1 protein-coding gene is annotated in these 1,494 nt (G+C 59.6%); it reads right to left on the bottom strand.

Going from position 1 to position 1,494, the window contains the following annotated elements; all coding sequences use genetic code 11:
• Window positions 1–63: 63 nt before the first annotated feature.
• Window positions 64–1,422, bottom strand: a complete 1,359-nt coding sequence (locus ACTQ3V_RS15520; RefSeq protein ID WP_441468283.1) for an IS1182 family transposase — start codon at window positions 1,420–1,422, stop codon at window positions 64–66.
• Window positions 1,423–1,494 lie beyond the last annotated feature (72 nt).

Below are 1,494 nucleotides of genomic sequence, written 5' to 3'. Positions count from 1 at the left end.
TGGCGCTGTTGACAAATCCCAGTTTATCCTCGTTTGGGTAAATAAAAAAGACGCCCACTGGCGTCATCCGGCGTATTTTATCATCCGTTTCAGGTTCAATGCGGTCGCAGACAAGAGGCAGTGGTCCTCCGCTGCCTCTAAGCCTCGTCGCAAAATGCGCGCTAAGTTGTGCTCGCGCTTCTGCGCGGAAAATGAGCCCTCGCACCAGACCTGCCGCAGTTTCAGCGCATCCCGGTATTCAGGGCTGGAACGGCGCTCCAGGTTGCGCTGGCGGTCCGCCGCAAAGTAACTGACGGACACCTTTCGTGCCCCGCGTTTGTCGTCCTCGCGCAGACATTTGTCCCGCAGCGGACAGAGCGCACAGTCCCGCTGATCCGCCTGATACTCCCAAAACAAACCGCTGGCGCTGCGGGCCAGCCGCTTTAAACGGAGCTCTTTTCCGCCGGGACAGAGGTACACATCACGGTTCTCATCGCGGTAAAAATCGTCCCGCGTAAACTGGACGGACACCCGTGCGGCGGTCTTTTGCGGCCGCACGAAAAAGTCAATCCCCAGCTCGCCCAGCACCCGATGGGCCAGCGGGAAATCGTAGGCGGCGTCCGCGGTAGCGGTCTGAATTGGTACAACATTTTCGTGAATACGCTCGATCAAGCCCAAAAACGGCACGGAATCGTTCACATCTCCGGCAGTCACGGTCTGGCCTACGATGATGCCATAGTCGCTGTCCACCGCCTGATGGGCGAGGTAATGAGGCCCCTCCGGTTTCCCCGGGCGCTTCAGATGACCCGACTCCGGGTCTGTGCGGCTGACGCGCTTGTGGGTGCGGCGGTTGTCCCGTTTGATCTGCTTTGTCCGCTTTTTGCGGCGCTTTCCGGTTCGCCGCTCAAGTTCCTCCAACCCTTCCTCCTCATAATCGTCCAGCCGTTCCCAGTAAACGCCGGCCTCCTCCGCGACTTCCACCAGTTCTTCCGACGCACGGGAGGCGTTGGCCCTCACATGGGTCGAGTCCGCCCCCACCACGCGCCCGCTGACAAGGCCCTTTTCAATGCACTGCCCCACGGCTTCTTCAAATAACCGCCGAAACACCTTGCGGAAGGACGGTTTCCGGCGGCGCAGCTGCGAGACGGTGCTGTGATCCGGCACCCGGTCGAAGAGGTCGAGGCCCAGGTACCAGCGCAGGGCGATGTCGGTCTGGACGCGTCGCTCGATCTGCCGCTCCGACGGGATGCCGTACAGGAAACCCACCAGCAGATACTTCACAATGACCACCGGGTCGATGGGCGGACGGCCGAGTTTACGGCTGTAAAGCCGCGCCGTTTCCTCGTATACGAAAGATAAGTCCAGCGCTGCCTCCAGCTTTCGAAGGAAGTGCTCCTGCGGCATTAAGTCCTCGATTGTTACCATGTGTATCGCCAGCTGCATCCCATCACCTCAGACTTTTTTCTTATTATAACATACCGCGAGGGCTGTTGCGAGACTTTGTCAACAGCGCCA

The sequence above is a fragment of the Candidatus Agathobaculum pullicola genome (assembly GCF_052117205.1).
In the GTDB taxonomy this organism is placed as follows: Bacteria; Bacillota; Clostridia; order Oscillospirales; family Butyricicoccaceae; genus Agathobaculum; species Agathobaculum pullicola.
Note: the sequence above shows the minus strand (reverse complement) of the source record. Positions and strands in the feature narration are given on the sequence as shown.